This window comes from Pseudomonas sp. LB3P93, from assembly GCF_054898025.1.
In genome coordinates, this window is sequence record NZ_CM142713.1 from 4600467 (window position 1) to 4615091 (window position 14625).

The following is a 14625-nucleotide window of genomic DNA, read 5'->3' on the forward strand; positions in this document are numbered from 1 at the left end:
TTGCGGAGATTCCAGATGCGTTACTCGCAGGACCATAAAGCCCAGACCCATCAACGCATCATCAAGGAAGCATCAGCGCGATTTCGCCGTGACGGTATTGGCGCGACCGGCTTGCAACCCCTGATGAAAGCATTGGGCTTGACCCATGGCGGTTTCTACTCGCATTTCAAGTCCAAGGATGAGCTGGTGGAGAAGGCCCTGCAGGCCGCCGCCGATCAGTGCGACGCCACTTGCGCCGAGCTTTTCGCTCAGGACCGCCCGCTGGAAACGTTCATCGATACCTACCTGTCCGAATGGCACCAGACCACGCCCGATGAAGGCTGCCCGCTGCCCACCATGTCATCGGAACTGGGCCTGCGCGGACAACCCAGCCCTACCTCTGACGTGGTGCTCAATGCAAGGCTTGAACAAGTGCAAGGCACGCTTGAAGGCGAAGATACCGCCGACCGCAGCATCTTCATTATGTCTGCCTTGGTCGGGGCGTTGCTGCTATCACGCAGTGTCGAGAACCCAGAGCTGGCCCAGCGGATTCTCGACGTGACACGCGAGTTTCTCAAACAGCCCCAGGACTAATCCTGCCAGCGCTTGAACAGCACGCTGGCATTAACCCCGCCAAACCCGAAGCCATTGGACAGTGCGTACTCGATCGCCATCGGCCGCGCCTGACCGTGGACGATGTCCACACCTTGCGCCGCCGGATCCGGGTTTTCGAAGTTGAGCGTGGGCGGCACGATTTGATCGCGGATCGCCAACAGCGTGAAAATCGCCTCAATCCCGCCTGCCGCACCCAGCAAATGCCCGGTGGCGGACTTGGTCGACGTCACGGCGACCTTGTTGTCCGAACCGAACAATGACTTGATGGCAGCCAACTCTCCCAAGTCCCCGACCGGGGTCGAAGTCGCGTGAGCATTGAGATGCTGCACCTGCGCTGCAGAAATACCTGCCTGAGCCAATGCCAGTGACATCGCCCGGCGCGCACCGCTGCCATCTTCCGGGCCGGCAGTCAGGTGGTAGGCGTCAGCACTGGTGCCGTATCCGACCAGCTCGGCCAAAGGTCTAGCACCACGAGCAAGAGCATGTTCCAGTGATTCGATCACCAGAAGACCAGCTCCCTCGCCCATCACGAAGCCATCACGGCCACTGTCGAACGGCCGTGAGGCGCGCTCCGGTGTTTCGTTGTAACCGCTGGACAAGGCACGTGCCGCCGCGAACCCGGCCAGACTGACCCGATCGATCGCAGCCTCAGCGCCGCCACATACAGCGATATCCGCCTCACCACAACGAATCAGCCGTGCGGCATCGCCAATCGCCTGGACCCCGGCCGCGCACGCCGTCACCGGAGCACCCAACGGACCTTTGAAACCATGCTGGATCGACACATGACCGGCCGCGAGGTTGACCAGAAACGAAGGAATGGTGAATGGCGACAAACGTCGCGGGCCGCGGGTGTCCGTGGTTCGGACCGCATCGGCAATTGCGCCGAAGCCACCCACGCCCGAGCCGATAATCGTCGCGGTGCGTTCCTGGGTCTTGGCGTCCAGCGCTTGCCAACCAGCCTGCTCCAGCGCCTGACGCGCGGCCTCCATGGCAAACATAATGAAGCGGTCCATCTTCTTCTGTTCTTTGGGTGGTGTCGCCCGATCCGGGTCAAAACCCGCTTCGGGATCTTCCGCCACGCTGAGCACTGCGCCACCGACCTTGGCCGGCAGATCGGTAACCACGTCGTCAGGCAAATTACGCAACCCGGAGCGCCCGGCCAACAGACGCTCCCAGACCGCTTCGACACCGCTACCGAGCGGAGACACCAGGCCCATGCCCGTTACAACTACTCGACGATCACTCATACCGCAATTACCTCAAGCCGATTGAAGGCGCCTCACTTGTAGCGCGTGGCGGCCGTACTTTTGGAAAGATTCGGGGCCATGACCAGACGGGCTTTTACAAAGTCATCCCAGTCGGAGGCGTTTGGCAACGATGGAATGGTGATCAGCTCACCTTGGTCCAGACCGGACAATGCCGCATCGACCATTTCACCTGCTTCCATCACCATTTCTGCGGGGATCTGAGAAGCGTCGATACCCGAGCGCTCCCAAATTTCGGTGCGTGTGACGCCTGGCAACACGGCCTGAACCTTGACCCCGGTACCGTCCAGTTCCGCGTTCAACGACTGGGTCAGACTTAACACATAAGCCTTGCTTGCGCTGTAGGTCGCATTGAATCGCTCAGGAAACAACGCCACCACCGAGGCGATATTGATAATCGAGCCGCGGCCTGCCTTGGCGAAAGCGGCGGCCGCTGCCGATGCCAGGCGTGTGACGGTGGTGACGTTAAGTTGAATCAGTTTTTCCATCTGGTCCATGTCGGAATTTGCCAACAGACCGTCTGCGGCGACACCGGCGTTGTTCAGTAACAGGCTGATACTTGAATCGCTACGCAGACGCTGTTCGAGCTTCAGCACGTCATCCTTTTGCGTCAAATCAGCCTTAAGCACCTCAACCTGAACGCCGTGCTCGGCGCGCAACATGCTCGCTGCGGCCTCCAGACGTTGCTCGTCGCGAGCGACCAGCAACAAATCAAAACCGCGCGCAGCCAATCGCTCAGCGTAAACGGCCCCGATGCCGGCTGAAGCACCGGTGACGAGGGCTGTACCTTGAGTCTGGACAGAATTCATGACAGTGCTCCTGAGAGGAAGGGAAACCTGTTCGCCTGACTCCAGCAGATCGCCAGGCGCACATAGATTATAGGCACAATCCAATAAAAATATTACACGCGTAATTTTCATTCCGATGGATGGCTGCTCATTCATCTTTCCTACCGAGACACATCGACTGTCGTCCTTTGCTACCCCAACTTTCGCAAAGGAAATCGCGTTAGAAAAAATCAATCGAAGTAAGCATAGTCAACGCGCGTGCGCGAACGCGTTGACTTGTGTCTCGCTCAACGGGCCAGAGGTAAACGTTGCTCTACTGAAAATGGGATAAGAGTTTTCTGAAATTCGGCGAAGGTGTCTATTTCGGGAAATTGAAGCCGTTTCGCCCTTGCGGTGAAACGCTCAATGAGCAAAAATGAAAATGTAAGTCGATGTGTTATCTAACTAAATATTGCGACTAGCCCCCAGGCACGTTTGGTTAAAGTGTCTATGACGTTTGAGCGAGCGATGAATACTCCAGCCAACATATTGCATGACAATAAACTCGACGTGATTGAAATCAGGGAAGTGGTACAAAGCATCTGGAAGCAGCGAGCTGTCGTTTTACTGTTTACTGGTATTGGATTTGCTGCGGCGCTTACCTATGCATCGCTTGTCACTCCGGAATTCGAAATCAGCACGTCTATCAGACCGGTAGGAATTACTGATCTCGATGAGCTCAATGAGTCTGGCCTCTACAAGATAAGCCCGCTGGAAGCACTACAGAGAATCGGCTCCGCCATGGAGTCGTATGATGTCAGGTTGAAGTTTTTCACGGCTAATCCGCAGTATCTGGCACCCATTCGCGGACCGGGCACTTCGATAGAGCAGGCGGTTGAATCGTTCAATAGAAGCGCTTTCACCGTAACGCAGAGTGACTCAAAAAAGAGCGCACGCCTGTCAGACACCATAGATCTGACGTTAAAATATCCGAAGGGTATTGACGGCGTGGGTATTGTAAATGACTTCACAACGTTCGTAGTCTCAAGTGAAAAAGATAAAATCGAATCCAACTTGAGAACCTTGATTAATAACCGGATCGACAGGATAGAGAAAAATCTTGATTCCCAGAAAGCGGCTTATGAGGCTAATACGAGCGCAGATATAGCTCACCTTCTTGAGAAGGATGAAATTAAAAAGCAAAAGCTACAGGACGAACTGAAAGCATTGCGCCAACAGCTGCAAACCCGTAAGCAAAACCGTATCAAGGAACTTGACGAAGCTATAGGGATTGCCAAACAACTGGGTATTACAAAACCTTCCACACCCTCATCCCTGGCTGAAATGGGGAGCAGTAGAGAAGGCAACACTGTACGCACCGAGGTTAATAACCAGCAAATCCCACTTTACTTCATGGGCCAGTTAGCTCTTGAAGCAGAGCGCTCAACTTTGGTTTCTCGTCGCTCGGATGATTTTACCGAGCCCCGCATTGACCAAATTCAAAAAGAACTCAGCCTTTTGGCTACCAACCGCGAGGCGGGAGCCCTGAAAGAGCGTGAAAATCCAGAACTGTTCGTCAAAGGCTTTGTGGACAGTCGTGCAGATCTCGCACGATTGAAAAGTCTGACTATCAACTTCGATCAACTTGAGTTGGTCCGTATTGATAAACCTGCGTCGGAACCTCAGTCACCGATAAAACCAAGGAAAACTCTAATCGTCGGATATGGTCTTTTGCTTGGTTTATCTCTAGGTGTAGCGCTAGCGTGGGGTCGACGTGCGTTTAGATTGCTGTAAATAGGGCCTGGATATTTGATCGGATAGAAGGCCGGCAGCTGCCGGCCCCTATCACTTTTTATTGCTTAGTTCGCTGAAATTTTTTCGCGATTTTTATCCAGTATCGCCTTCCCGATTCCTTTCACTTCCAACAACTCATCTACCGATGCGAAAGGCCCATTGCTTTCCCGATAAGCAACAATAGCTTTGGCTTTCGCTTCCCCCACTCCCGCCAATTCTCGCTGCAAGGTCGGCGCGTCCGCCTGATTTAAATCGACTTTGTCCGATTGGAGCTTGGGTTCTACCCCCATCGTAAGTGGGGCGTTGCCGGCCTCTGACTTGACCGTTGGCGCAGCGATTGCGGCAATAGAGGTGCTGGTGAGCAGGGCAAAAACCAGAGAGTAGAAGTAACAAGTACGCATATGAAGCTCCATGACATCGATTGGGAAAGCAGCTTTTCCGAAGCTGCCACCTCAATTTAGGCGATGTCTGGAGACTGTCAAAAATGTGTCTATTGCAGGATGTGAAACAATCAGGGTTCGAGGCGACGTTGCTGGTAGATCCAGTCGACAATCTCGCCATCGGGGGTATAGCCACTGACGGTCTCGCGCAATATTTGGCGCACTCGAGCATATTCATCTTGCTCAACGGCTTTCAGCAATTCACTCAAGCGCACTTTAAGCACATCCCAAGGCAAGGAATCCTCGTTGGCGCTCATGATCATCGGGTGTTGGGTGGCTTCGACATTGTCGCCAATCAACAACTCCTCGTACAACTTCTCGCCCGGGCGCAAACCCGTAAACTCGATTGAAATATCACCCTGTGGATTCTTTTCAGAACGAACACTCAAACCCGATAGATGGATCATCTTCTCCGCCAGTTCGACAATTCGAACCGGCTCGCCCATGTCCAAAACAAACACATCACCGCCCCGCCCCATTGAGCCGGCTTGAATAACCAACTGCGCTGCTTCAGGGATGGTCATGAAATAACGAGTAATTCTTGGATGGGTGACCGTCAAGGGTCCACCCGATTTGATCTGTTTGTGGAAAAGGGGAATGACGGAACCAGAGGATCCTAAAACGTTACCAAAGCGAACCATGGTGAACCGAGTTTTGTTTATTTGGGAAATATGAGCTGTATCACCGAAAAACACCGGTGCAACTTCGTGACTCAACGCCTGCAACGTCAGTTCGGCAAGACGCTTGGTACTCCCCATTACATTGGTTGGACGGACCGCCTTATCTGTAGAGATCAACACAAAGTTTGCAACACCAACTTGTAAAGCAGCCTGCGCGGTGCTTAGAGTCCCTATAACGTTGTTCAATATACCTTCAGCGATATTGTGTTCCACCATAGGAACATGTTTATAAGCGGCCGCGTGATAAACCGTGTCGATTCGCCAGGTCGTCATGACATCCCGGAGCTTTTCCTGATTGCGCACAGACCCCAGAATAGGCAACAGTCGTGTAGACAGCGACTCTCGCTGAACCCGTTGTTCAAGTTCTGACAGGATCGAGTACAAATTAAACTCGCTGTGCTCGAACAAAAGGAGGGACGTTGGTTTCAACGATAGGATTTGGCGACAGAGTTCCGACCCGATTGATCCCCCCGCGCCAGTCACCAATACATTTTTTCCGGTAATACAATGCTCCAGCAGGTCGGCCTGCGCCGGGACGGTATCGCGCCCCAACAAATCGGCGATATCAACCTCCTGAATGTCATCAACTTTCACTCGCCCGCTTGCCAGGTCCATGAAGCCAGGGACGCTACGCACATGTAACGGAAATTGCTCCAGAAAGCCCAGTACTTCCCGCCGACGGCCACGATTGGAGGAAGGAATTGCCAGCAGGACTTGTTCCGCCCCGGTGGCGTCGATCATGTCTTGAATATGCTTGGGCTTATACACTTGCAACCCGGCAATCACGCGATCAGCAATGTTGCTGTCATCATCGATAAACGCGACGGGCCGCATCACTCGCCCCATGCGCAAGGCCGCTACCAATTGGTTGCCGGCAGCGCCAGCACCGTATATGGCGACCCGGGGAAGGCCGTTGTCGCGATTGTAAAACGGTACGTGCAGTGAGGCAGCAAACCAGTCCCCTAGAAAGTACTGGCGCATAATCAAACGCAACCCGCCAATCATGATCAAGCTCAACCACCAATAGTTGAAAACGATTGAACGAGGCACCGTGACCGTGTGATCGCTATACCAGAATACGACCAGCGCCAGCAGCAAAGAAGACAGGCTCACAGCCTTGGAAATGGCGATGAGCGCATCGTTGCCAAAGTAACGCATCACGGCACGATACATACCAAAACGAATGAAGATTGGAATGGCAACTACAGGTGCAGCGATGAAAAGCCAAGGATGAGTTTCGACAGGTCCTGCGGCATCCTCGATTCCCAGACGAACCAAAAATGCCAACCACAGGGCAAGCCAGACTAAGACAACATCGGTAACTACCTGAAGCGCACGCTTATAGCGTCTCGGCAACCCCAACATTTTTGTTCTTAGCATATCCATAAACCCTTTGTGCACTGCGGCAACTCCTAGACCTATTCCATTTCCAGAGTGTACAGCAGCGTCACTCTACGCTCGAGAAAACAACAACAGAAAATAGCCCGGATCGGGCCTGATGATTAAGGTTTTTCGAGCTCCCCGGCATGGAATTTGATCGCCAACGCAATCAGCGGTAAATAAGCCACTATCAGCCCCAGTACACCGTCCATTTTCCACCAGGCAACACACACGGCCACCGGAATCAACCAAAATACGTTGATAGCCACGACGGTCAGGGTGACAGGCAAATGGCGCCCGTACACACGCGAGGCAAACTGATAAGCGTGACTACGATGCGCCTCATACACTTTGTCGCCCCGCAACAAACGTCGCCCCAACGTAAATGTCGCATCGACAATGAAAACACCTAACAAAATCAGCCAGACCCACAGAAGACCTGGATCGATCCAGGCAGCTTGCAAGGACAGGATGGCGAGAATCAACCCGAGAAAACCACTGCCGGCGTCACCCATGAAAATCCGGGCGGGAGGGAAGTTCCAATAAAGGAATCCAATCACTGCCACCACCAGCAACAATGGAGCGATCATCAATTCTTGCTGCCCCGTCAGCCAATAAACCAGGCACGCGCCAAGGCACGCGCACACGGCTTCGACGCTGGCGATTCCATCAATGCCATCCATGAAGTTGTAGAGGTTGAGCATCCATACCAGATAGATAGCGGCCAGGACATGCCCAGCCCAACTCAGATCAAACACCTCGCCTGCCACCTGGATGGGCGGCATACCGCCCATCCAGGCAAGGGCCCAGGCTGCGGCACTAAAGTGCGCCAACAATCGCCATCGGGCCGCTATATGTCCGTGATCATCAAGAAAACCTACAGTAGCTACCAGCAATCCCGCGCCCAAAATTGACCAGGCGCTCGACCATTGAAGTGCGTCCCAGAACGCTAAAAGAGGGATCGCGATCAAAAAACTGAGCACGATCGCCACTCCGCCACCGCGGGGTGTCGGTACAGAATGGGAACTGCGCACGTTGGGCATGTCCATCAAACTGCTCGCAATCGCGTAACGACGCAGCAACCAGGTCATCACGAGCGAAGCCACCGCAACCGCTGCAAACAGCCACCAAATTGTAATCAACGATTCTATTCCTGAAGCAAAAGGTCACTACCGGGCTGACCGGCCATGTCCCTGGATAAAAGAGGCCGTAGCCCGCCAATTTTTATGACGACGGGTTCAACGTCGATGACAAATCACCCGCTGCTTTTCAAGAAATGCCGGGCCGTAACAATCAAGGACTGATCTACGTTGTTAGGAGGTTCCCAGCCCAACAGCTCACGATTCTTGGTGATGTCGACTTGAAGCGAACCACACAACCTTTGGGAAAGATCTTTTTTGCCCAATACAGCGGCCCCCGTTTCCAGCATCCAGCACGGAACCGGTAGCAAGCGGGCAGGCGCCCCCAATGCAGTGCCCATCCTGCGCAACAATTGGGAAGTAGAAAGATCCTCGCCATCGCTCACCAGAAAGGTCTGGTTTGCCGCCGCTGGGTGATCGACACAGACAACAATCAAATCGACAAGGTTATCCAGTGCGACAAGGCTGCGCCGGTTATGTATTGAACCAAAAGGTAACGGTATGCCCTTATTCAACCAGCGCATCATGCTGAGAAAGTTGGCTTTTACGCCAGGGCCATAGACCAGGGGAGGACGCACGATCACCACCTCCATTCCGGTTCGGTCAGCGAGCACCCGCAACGCTTGTTCGGCTTCCATTTTTGAAATGCCGTAAGGATCAACGGGCCCCGGCACCGCATCAGCAAAAAAAGGCGAGCCGAGTACAGTTCCTTCTCCATTGACCTTGATCGAACTTATATAGACAAACCGCCGTACTCCCGCGTCTGCTGCTTGCGTCGCGAGGTTAAGTGTTCCGGCAACGTTGATCCGACGAAACTCCGTTAGCGGATCCTCGGACGTATCATTCATCACATGGACACGGGCCGCACTGTGGATAACCGCATCAACGCCAGCCAGGGCCTCGGTCCAATCGGTATCGCCGTCTAATGCAGATACCAGCGTTTGCGTCGTCGAGGTGGGCAGTTCTGGCAAGGGTTGCCGTAGTGCCACTGTCAATGGCCTGACATTATCTTTCGAGAGGCGTTGATGAATCGCCCCGCCAACGAAGCCAGACACTCCCGTTAAAAGTATCCTGCTCATCGTTTTTCATTCCTTCTCAGGCTGGCTGTGCGAAATAGCGATTCCAGACGATCAAACAATCTGGCTTTTGAAAAATTCCTGATATAAAACGCCCTGCCCGCCTCTCCCATGGTTTCTCGCTGGTGAGGGCTGAGCTCAGCCATCGTTCGGACGATGCCTGCCAATGCCAGAGAATCTCCCGAGCGGCAGGCCATTCCCGCTCCAGACTCGCTGACCACGCGAGCCGCCTCGCCATCGATCATGGCGATGATCGGCTTGCCTGAGGCCAAGTAGGCCTGAACCTTACCGGGGATGGTTTTCTCGAAGACTTCGTTGGTCTTCAACGAAACGAGTAACGCATCGGCTTTGGCAAACAATGGCGGCATCTTGTCCAGCGAGTGCCGCCCCAGGAGGAAAATATTGGTTAACCCTCGCGCCGAAACTTCGTCATGCAGCCAACCGCTGACGCGGCCGTCACCCACGATCACCCAGCGAACGGGTATTTCGTTGCCGACCGACTCCGCCGCGTCAAGAATGGCGGGAAAATCCTGGGCCTCTCCAATGTTTCCAGCAAAAACCACAGTAAAAACCGAGTCATCAGATTGAAGAAGATCAGACTCTTCACTGGATGCGCAGGAGAAGTCGTCCTCAGCCCAACTGGGAAAGTAAACCAGACGTTCATCCGAAATAGACTTTGTGCAGTACTTTCTGACATTCTCATCAAATGACTTCGACTGCATCAGTAAATAGTCAGTACGGTTGTAAATGAAAGAAACCATTTTACCGACCAACGACAACAGTCTTGGATTCTTTATTATGCCAACGGCACTAAGCGTTTCTGGCCAAAGATCAAGAACCCACACGAACACCGGAGACTTCTTCAACCATCCGATTACCAGAGCCGGAATAGCAGCCATGATTGGCGAAACCGCATATACAAAAATCGCATCGGAATTGCGCCCACGTAGCTTCCATGCCCCGATAACCGAAGCACTGACAAAGAATGAGAGATAGTTGAGCGCTAGGGAAATACTACTGGTACCGCGCGCGAGCATTGGAACACGGTAGATTTTGGCGCCGAAATACGCAGAAAACTTCTCGGGGTCACTTTCGTATTCCTTGAACATTTTTCCCTCAGGATAATTGGGGAAACCTGTCAGCACTGTCACCTCATGGCCTTTTGCAACAAAGCCCTCGACCATGTTATTGATGCGCATGTTTTCCGGCCAGAAGTATTGACTGACCACCAAAATCTTCAGTGACTTATCCATCAAATCTTACGCCCACTCAGTACTGTCGCCATACCGTACGCATTACATAATCACGATAACTGTGGATGATACGCACCACCTTTTCGGCAACATTCGGCATGCTGTAATCCGCCACCAGCCTCAACGTACGATCGGCGCCACGGCTCTGCGACTCCAATATTTGCAAACCCTGCAGGACTCGTTCGACATCCAGTCCGACCATCATCACCGCTGCTTCTTCCATACCTTCCGGGCGTTCATGCGCTTCGCGAATGTTCAGCGCCGGGAAGTTTAATATCGAAGACTCTTCATTAATCGTGCCGCTGTCGGACAGGACCGCTTTAGAAGAGAGTTGCAGTTTGTTGTAGTCCTTGAATCCCAAAGGTTTCAACAGCCGCACGTTTTCGTGGAAAACGATACCCATGGCATCGACACGCTTTTGCGTACGAGGATGCGTAGATACGATGACAGGCAAGCCATAATCAGCAGCCACCGTATTGAGTACATCGACCAGTTTCAGGAAGTTTTTATCTGAATCAATATTTTCCTCACGGTGTGCACTGACCACAAAAAACTTGCCTACCTCGAGGCCCAGACGAGTTAACACGTCCGACGCTTCAATACCCTCGAGATAATGATGGAGCACTTCAAACATCGGGCTGCCGGTTTTAATGACCATATCCGAGGGCAGCCCCTCCCTCAACAAATAATCACGCGCGATACTGCTGTAGGTGAGGTTGATATCAGCAGTATGGTCGACGATTCTCCGGTTAATCTCCTCGGGGACTCGCATATCGAAACAGCGATTACCCGCTTCCATATGAAAGGTCGGTATCTTGCGGCGCTTGGCAGGGATAACTGCCATGCAGCTGTTGGTATCTCCCAACACCAGTAATGCCTCGGGGCTTTCTTCTGCCAATACCCGATCCACTGCAATAATTACATTACCGATGGTCTCTGCGCCCGTCTGCCCTGCGGCATTGAGAAAATGATCGGGTTTGCGAATGCCAAGATCCTGAAAAAAAATCTCATTCAATTCATAGTCATAATTCTGCCCTGTATGGACGAGTACATGATCACAAACCTGGTCCAGTTTCGAAATAACGCGAGACAATCGAATTATTTCAGGACGCGTACCAACAACAGTTAATACTTTTAATTTTTTCATTATAACGCTCTATGCAAATACAACGAAACCGAGCAAGGTGACCAATAGGTCTCTGAACCTGCAACAACCCTCGGCACAGGTAAACCATGCCCCGTCTTCCAAAAACAACTAGACTTCAACCCCTACTGGTCGAGCGTAAGTATCCGGGTGCAACCGATCAAATATTTCATTGGCCCACAACATGACGATCAACTCGTCGTCACCGATATTAGTAATATCGTGCGTCCATCCAGGCACCGTTTCGACGATGACGGGTTTTTCCCCACAGGTAACCAACTCGTAAAACTCACCAGACACAACATGGCGAAAACGAAAGCAAGCTTTGCCTTTAATGACCAGAAATTTTTCAGTCTTCGAATGATGATAGTGGCCACCACGCGTCACGCCCGGGTGAGCGGTAAAGTAAGAGAATTGACCGCTATCACTGGTTTTCAGCATTTCGACAAAGACACCGCGGGGGTCTTCATGCTTGGGTACTTCATACGTAAACTGTTGCGCAGAGAAATAGCTTACATAGGTAGAATAAAGAGCACGGACCAATCCTTCGCCAACCGGTGGCGTCACCAAATTGACCCGGCTTTTGGCGAACGCTTCCAGCTGATTAGCCAGCGAACCGACACTGATGCTGTAGCAAGGCTCGACCTCGACGAAGGAGTCTGCGACAACTTGCAAGTCCAACGCGGCAATAAATTTAGCGATAACATCATCAATATAGACAAGAGTGATCAACGCGTCAGGATCATTAATCTTGATCGGCAACCCATTGACGATATTGTGACAGAACGTCGCCACTGCAGAGTTGTAGTTAGGTCGGGCCCACTTGCCAAAAACATTGGGCAAACGGAAAAGATATATTTTAGAACCTAACTCATCCTTCAACGAAAGCAACGCTTGTTCTGCGAGAAATTTGCTAACGCCGTACGGATTATCCAGCTGAGCCTGGATGGAAGAGGTGTAAAGAACCGGAACAGGGGCGCCGCTTGCTCTAATCGCGTCACAAAGTGCAAGAGTGAGATCAGTATTTCCCGTTGTGAACTCGGTCTCAACTTGAGGCCGATTAACACCCGCCAAGTGAAAAACGAAGTCCACTGAAGAAACTAATTCAGGCAAAATGGCGATATCATCGGCCCGATTGAAAGTTACAACTTCAACGTCTTTTCGTTCACTCAAATGAGCAACAAGATTCCTGCCTACAAAGCCGTTAGCCCCGGTGATCAAGACTCTCATCCATTCACTCCTCAGGCACGGCGTGCTCACCACGCTTGATGGCTTGCATGAATTCGAGTTTCAGTAGCAGATTCTGCATGCCTTCGATGTCCAAACGTTCGGTGTTGTGAGAGTTGTAATCCTCGGTCGTGGAAATCTTTTCCTCGCCTTCCTCGACGAACTTCGAATAATTCAGATCGCGCAGGTCGGGTGGCACTCGGTAATATTCACCCTTGTCTTCGGCACAGGCCATTTCCTCCCGACTTAGAAGGGCCTCGTACAGCTTTTCGCCATGGCGGGTCCCGATCACTTGAATCGGATGCCGAGGTTTCCCGAGCATCTGTGTGAGCGCTTTTGCCAAGGTGTCTACTGTCGCTGCAGGCGCCTTCTGAACAAACAGATCACCATTTTTACCGTGCTCGAACGCATACAAAACAAGGTCGACCGCGTCAGAGAGCGTCATCATGAAACGGGTCATGTTTGGATCGGTGAGCGTTAACGCCTTGTCAGCGCGAATTTGCTCAATGAACAACGGAATGACAGACCCACGAGATGCCATGACATTGCCGTATCGAGTACCGCAGATGATGGTCTTCTTATCATCTACATTCCGAGACTTTGCAATCATTACCTTTTCCATCATCGCCTTGGAAATCCCCATGGCATTGATCGGGTAAACAGCCTTGTCGGTGCTCAGGCAAACCACTCGCTTGACCAAATTCTGGATAGCCGCCTCCAGCACGTTTTCAGTGCCAATGACGTTCGTCTTTACGGCCTCCATCGGGTGAAATTCACATGAAGGCACTTGCTTCAATGCTGCTGCGTGGAAGATGTAGTCAACCCCACGAGTCGCATTCAAAATGCTCTGGTAATCACGCACGTCACCAATATAGAACTTCAGCTTAGAGTTGGAGTATTGCTTGCGCATGTCATCCTGCTTCTTCTCGTCACGACTGAAGATGCGGATTTCAGCGATGTCACTGTCGAGGAAGCGTTTCAGAACAGCGTTCCCGAAAGAGCCAGTGCCACCAGTGATGAGGAGCGTTTTTCCGCCGAACATATTAGACCCTAGAGTAATGCGCGTAATTCGATGATTATTTGACAGATTTCAGCGCTGAGTAAATCAGCTCATCCTTTTGTGACGTATCAGGGTAGCTGATCAAAACTGCCCTGTAAGTCCCTTTGAACACAAAAAGACTACCGGCAGCGACTCCGACGACACCGCAGGTCTCGATGACCTTGCCTATGTCGGCCAACGACCCTGCCCCACCTAAAATGGTGATCGGAATTCTCACGCTCTGACGTAGCTTGAGGGCCAACCCGAGGTCATAGCCCTTCATGCGCCCATCGTTATCGATCGAGTTGATGACAATTTCACCGGCCCCGAGCCGTTCAACTTCTGCAGCAACTTCAAAAACGTCACGTTTGGAATTACGCGTTCCGTTATGAGTCCAGACATCATAACTGCGCGCCAAGAGTCGCTGCTTGACGTCAAGTACGACGACAACGCTCTGTCGCCCGATTTCTTCAGAAATTTGAGAGATGAGCTTGGGGTTATCAATCGCGGCAGAACTGATCGCTACTTTCTCTACCCCGAGAGAAATTATTTTCTGAGCTTGTTCTGCTGTACGAATCCCCCCCCCATAACACAACGGCATGCGGCATTCAGACGCCAAATGGGCAATACGGCGGTAATCTGGCTCAACCCCTTTAGCAGTCGCATCGATATCGAGGACGATCAGTTCATCAGCTTCTTTTTCGTTGAAAATCTTCACCGCGTTGATCGGATCACCAACGTATTTCGGCTCTTTAAAGCGAACGGTTTTTACTAACCCACCTTCCTGAATCAAGAGGCAGGGAATGATTCTAGGCCTCAACATT

At 52.2% G+C, this 14625-nt stretch carries 13 protein-coding genes; 2 read left to right on the top strand and 11 right to left on the bottom strand.

Translation table 11 applies throughout. The annotated features are described in order from the left end of the window. The first annotated feature begins 15 nt into the window (after nt 1-15). Complete coding sequence (locus tag ACYZT8_RS20740; protein ID WP_461975505.1) at nt 16-573, top strand: TetR/AcrR family transcriptional regulator; 558 nt, start codon at nt 16-18, stop codon at nt 571-573. On the opposite strand, the gene fabF is transcribed toward ACYZT8_RS20740, so the two are convergent. Beyond that, nucleotides 570-1844, bottom strand: a complete 1275-nt coding sequence (fabF, locus tag ACYZT8_RS20745) for a beta-ketoacyl-ACP synthase II (protein WP_461975507.1) — start codon at nt 1842-1844, stop codon at nt 570-572. The two genes, ACYZT8_RS20740 and fabF, sit on opposite strands and share 4 nt — an antisense overlap. Before the next feature lie 32 nt (nt 1845-1876). After that, nucleotides 1877-2671: an SDR family NAD(P)-dependent oxidoreductase gene (locus ACYZT8_RS20750; RefSeq protein ID WP_461982569.1), complete on the bottom strand. Its 795-nt coding sequence runs from the start codon at nt 2669-2671 to the stop codon at nt 1877-1879. 486 nt (nt 2672-3157) lie between these two features. Between ACYZT8_RS20750 and ACYZT8_RS20755 the strand changes: the two genes are divergently transcribed. Continuing rightward, nucleotides 3158-4423: a chain-length determining protein gene (locus tag ACYZT8_RS20755; RefSeq protein ID WP_461975509.1), complete on the top strand. Its 1266-nt coding sequence runs from the start codon at nt 3158-3160 to the stop codon at nt 4421-4423. A gap of 65 nt (nt 4424-4488) precedes the next feature. On the opposite strand, the gene ACYZT8_RS20760 is transcribed toward ACYZT8_RS20755, so the two are convergent. The 9 genes from ACYZT8_RS20760 to ACYZT8_RS20800 form a co-directional block, all read right to left on the bottom strand. Further along, nucleotides 4489-4824, bottom strand: a complete 336-nt coding sequence (locus ACYZT8_RS20760) for a ComEA family DNA-binding protein (RefSeq protein WP_461975511.1) — start codon at nt 4822-4824, stop codon at nt 4489-4491. Nucleotides 4825-4934: 110 nt separating this feature from the next. Continuing rightward, entirely contained in the window at nt 4935-6929 is a 1995-nt protein-coding gene (locus tag ACYZT8_RS20765; RefSeq protein WP_461982571.1) for a polysaccharide biosynthesis protein, read from the bottom strand. Nucleotides 6930-7045: 116 nt separating this feature from the next. Beyond that, nucleotides 7046-8062 carry an MraY family glycosyltransferase gene (locus tag ACYZT8_RS20770; protein WP_461982573.1) on the bottom strand — a complete coding sequence of 339 codons (1017 nt, stop codon included), beginning with the start codon at nt 8060-8062 and terminating at the stop codon, nt 7046-7048. A 116-nt stretch (nt 8063-8178) separates the two neighbouring features. Continuing rightward, entirely contained in the window at nt 8179-9141 is a 963-nt protein-coding gene (locus ACYZT8_RS20775) for a UDP-glucose 4-epimerase family protein (protein ID WP_461975513.1), read from the bottom strand. Beyond that, the gene (locus ACYZT8_RS20780) at nt 9138-10391 is read right to left on the bottom strand and encodes a glycosyltransferase family 4 protein (RefSeq protein WP_461975515.1); all 1254 of its coding nucleotides are present in this window, start codon (nt 10389-10391) and stop codon (nt 9138-9140) included. The genes ACYZT8_RS20775 and ACYZT8_RS20780 overlap by 4 nt, the downstream gene beginning before the upstream one ends. 16 nt (nt 10392-10407) lie before the next feature. Further along, a complete protein-coding gene (wecB, locus tag ACYZT8_RS20785) occupies nt 10408-11538 on the bottom strand; it encodes a non-hydrolyzing UDP-N-acetylglucosamine 2-epimerase (RefSeq protein ID WP_461975517.1) in 1131 nt (376 codons plus the stop codon). Nucleotides 11539-11646: 108 nt separating this feature from the next. Next, entirely contained in the window at nt 11647-12765 is a 1119-nt protein-coding gene (gene wbjC, locus ACYZT8_RS20790; RefSeq protein ID WP_461975519.1) for a UDP-2-acetamido-2,6-beta-L-arabino-hexul-4-ose reductase, read from the bottom strand. Nucleotides 12766-12769: 4 nt separating this feature from the next. After that, nucleotides 12770-13804: a polysaccharide biosynthesis protein gene (locus tag ACYZT8_RS20795; RefSeq protein ID WP_461975521.1), complete on the bottom strand. Its 1035-nt coding sequence runs from the start codon at nt 13802-13804 to the stop codon at nt 12770-12772. A gap of 34 nt (nt 13805-13838) precedes the next feature. Beyond that, on the bottom strand, nt 13839-14624 hold the full coding sequence (locus ACYZT8_RS20800) for an AglZ/HisF2 family acetamidino modification protein (RefSeq protein WP_461975523.1): 786 nt from the start codon (nt 14622-14624) through the stop codon (nt 13839-13841). Nucleotide 14625 lies beyond the last annotated feature (1 nt).

What these genes read in the sequence shown, in the direction of transcription:
- wbjC (WP_461975519.1), bottom strand. Translation starts at nt 12,765, where the DNA reads ATGAGAGTCTTGATCACCGGGGCTAACGGCTTTGTAGGCAGGAATCTT.
- ACYZT8_RS20765 (WP_461982571.1), bottom strand. Translation starts at nt 6,929, where the DNA reads ATGGATATGCTAAGAACAAAAATGTTGGGGTTGCCGAGACGCTATAAG.
- ACYZT8_RS20795 (WP_461975521.1), bottom strand. Translation starts at nt 13,804, where the DNA reads ATGTTCGGCGGAAAAACGCTCCTCATCACTGGTGGCACTGGCTCTTTC.
- ACYZT8_RS20760 (WP_461975511.1), bottom strand. Translation starts at nt 4,824, where the DNA reads ATGCGTACTTGTTACTTCTACTCTCTGGTTTTTGCCCTGCTCACCAGC.
- ACYZT8_RS20780 (WP_461975515.1), bottom strand. Translation starts at nt 10,391, where the DNA reads ATGGATAAGTCACTGAAGATTTTGGTGGTCAGTCAATACTTCTGGCCG.
- fabF (WP_461975507.1), bottom strand. Translation starts at nt 1,844, where the DNA reads ATGAGTGATCGTCGAGTAGTTGTAACGGGCATGGGCCTGGTGTCTCCG.
- ACYZT8_RS20755 (WP_461975509.1), top strand. Translation starts at nt 3,158, where the DNA reads ATGAATACTCCAGCCAACATATTGCATGACAATAAACTCGACGTGATT.
- ACYZT8_RS20800 (WP_461975523.1), bottom strand. Translation starts at nt 14,624, where the DNA reads ATGTTGAGGCCTAGAATCATTCCCTGCCTCTTGATTCAGGAAGGTGGG.
- wecB (WP_461975517.1), bottom strand. Translation starts at nt 11,538, where the DNA reads ATGAAAAAATTAAAAGTATTAACTGTTGTTGGTACGCGTCCTGAAATA.
- ACYZT8_RS20740 (WP_461975505.1), top strand. Translation starts at nt 16, where the DNA reads ATGCGTTACTCGCAGGACCATAAAGCCCAGACCCATCAACGCATCATC.
- ACYZT8_RS20775 (WP_461975513.1), bottom strand. Translation starts at nt 9,141, where the DNA reads ATGAGCAGGATACTTTTAACGGGAGTGTCTGGCTTCGTTGGCGGGGCG.
- ACYZT8_RS20750 (WP_461982569.1), bottom strand. Translation starts at nt 2,671, where the DNA reads ATGAATTCTGTCCAGACTCAAGGTACAGCCCTCGTCACCGGTGCTTCA.